This is a genomic window from Bacteroides sp. An19 (assembly GCF_002160215.1).
Lineage (GTDB): Bacteria > Bacteroidota > Bacteroidia > Bacteroidales > Bacteroidaceae > Phocaeicola > Phocaeicola intestinalis.
Genome location: NZ_NFKD01000129.1, coordinates 1 through 2,328, shown reverse-complemented (window position 1 = coordinate 2,328; position 2,328 = coordinate 1). Strand labels below are relative to the sequence as shown.

Here is a 2,328-nt window from a genome sequence, read left to right as displayed (position 1 = left end):
ACTCCTGAGTCAAATCAAAAAAAGATCCGTGTCCGTTTGTCAGCCGTTTATGTAATACCTCATCTGTCCGAATCAAACGTGACCTTGCTTGGCAAATTTAAACAATTATATTGAATACTTGTAATATTCCTGTTCAAATCTTTCGTCAGGTTGCCGTTTTTATCGTATGCGTACTCGCTCGCCTGCTTTACAGCATCTTTGAACTCGAAACCGTTGTTGTAAGCCGTGGCGGTTGTGGCATCATCCACCCGTGTTATCAGATTGCCGCTCAGCGTATAGGTCAGGTTGTCTATCAAGCCGTAACCGGTTGAGGAGGTCTGTCCGTAACGCTGCAAGCCCTTGATATTCCCGTTCAGGTCATAATCCGTAACCTTTTCCGTGAAACGGTTGGCGTTGCTACCGATATTTGTGACTTCGCCGTATGTAGCAGAAGTCAGCCGGCTCAAACCGTCGTAGGTAAACTTATACCCCCTTATCACGCTTTCATTGCCGGCCTTCCAAGTCATGCTGCTGATATTCCCGCCATATTGCGGCGTACCATTACCCGTATTATAGTACAGGTTCTGCGTCAGCTTGCTGCCGCTGATGCCTGTCAGCCAGTCGCGGATATTGTAGCTGTACGTCAGCTTGTTGGTTGCGCTGCCGTGAAGGCTTTTCGTTTTCAGCCTGCCCAGTTCGTCATACGTATTACTTGCCAATGTAATTTCGGCATGGCTGTTCAGCTGATCTCAATCATCTTCATTTTTATAAAAATTATGCCAGCAACCTTTTGAAACAGATTTTGATTCTGAATCAAGGTTACTGGCATATAAACTTTAAAAACACTTTAACTGATAAGAAGAAGGCTACATTTTTCTATCTCCATTATAATCGTAGTCTTCCAATGTAAGAGCTATAATCCAATTCTTAATATAATCAGCCAGACTTTGGTGTGTTACTTCCGGTGGGTCAGATTCACTATATTCATAATTAGAATACCAAAAAACGATTTGGTTAGAATCGCCACCGTTGGTTTTCACATGAGTATCGAAACAATAAAAGTTTCCTCCTCCATCAGGGCTGAACGGTATTAAATGTTTATATTGAGGTACAATTACTTCAAAGTGTTCAATATTATAACACATAAATAAGTCATAATTCTTTTCTTTATCAATTATACCTAACACATTATCTCCCATTAAAGAAAATCCGTTTGTAATACTAAGAAGATATTTATAATCTTCTGGAAGTTTCACTCCAAATGTTGCCTCAAAACGTTCTATTAAGACAGGATTAACAGGTTCTCGCCAATCTAATATCCGAGATGTAAATTTCTGCAGTTCTGCAATAACCTCATCCATCTCTTCCTTTACTTTATTGTCCATATTCTTTCTTCGTTTGATTCTTATCCTTTTATCTTCAATTTGCCCCGTATTTTCTTAGCATATATACAACTACAATCAGATTAAGAATAATGCCACACAAACACAAACAAGACGAAAACATTAAGAACAATAAAAATAAATATATGCCGGATATTATAAAATAAAAAGCCACACAAACCAAATAGACTATATTATAGCATTGACTTTTTATCAAATATTTAAAGATTGATAACAGCACTAATATAGCACCTACTACAAAGAATATGTTTGAGTTCGTGAGACACAAAATCGGGTAGGAGGTAAATGCTAATCATAGAAAGGCATTTGCCTCCTACTTTCACATTTACCGACCTCCCACACCACCGTACAAGCGGTTCCGCATACGGCGGTTTCGCGCTTTCTCATCTCACGATGTGTGGCAAGTTGTTTTCAGCCATCCCTCGGACTAGCGTCACTCCTACTCTATTGTCGGATTCCGTCCTATCGTGGTGAGTAGGGAAGCTCCTTTCGGACATCTGACTACAAAAGAGTCTCAAGGGTAGCAGTCATTTACTATTGCACTGCGCGATTCGGTCCTTCCCCATAGACACACGTGTCTTAGGTACTATAACCTCTGCTGACTTCTCACGGCAAGCTTTACTCCGTCAGGGCACATCGAATGGGTACGTCTTCGCCATGCGTCCGTGAGACCTCCTCGGATAAGGGCATTGTCTTTCCATCTTATGCCTACTTCATTTACACCGACCGTTCCGAATAGCTATCGGGCTTTGGTTTGTGTAGAAACCTTACCCACGGTCAAATGCCTTGTATGAAGTTTCTGTTCGTTAGACCAGATGTTTGCCGCCGGCTTCCTTCAGATTCCACCTCGCGATGGACACCCTTGCCTTGGGCTATGTGATTCCCGCTATTAGGGCTCACTCGGGACTTACACCCGTTAGACAATGCTCATGCCGAGCGTACTACA

2 protein-coding genes are annotated in these 2,328 nt (G+C 41.8%); both read right to left on the bottom strand.

All coding sequences use genetic code 11. From position 1 onward, the window contains the following. Positions 1-59: 59 nt before the first annotated feature. Positions 60-698 carry a hypothetical protein gene (locus tag B5F25_RS20795; protein WP_343206237.1) on the bottom strand — a complete coding sequence of 213 codons (639 nt, stop codon included), beginning with the start codon at positions 696-698 and terminating at the stop codon, positions 60-62. Positions 699-845: 147 nt separating this feature from the next. Continuing rightward, positions 846-1,364 (bottom strand): SMI1/KNR4 family protein, encoded by a 519-nt coding sequence (locus tag B5F25_RS20790; RefSeq protein WP_087251740.1) that lies wholly within the window; start codon positions 1,362-1,364, stop codon positions 846-848. Between the last annotated feature and the right edge of the window lie 964 nt (positions 1,365-2,328).

Coding starts and splice junctions, on each gene's coding strand:
- B5F25_RS20790 (WP_087251740.1), bottom strand. CDS start 1,364: ATGGACAATAAAGTAAAGGAAGAGATGGATGAGGTTATTGCAGAACTG.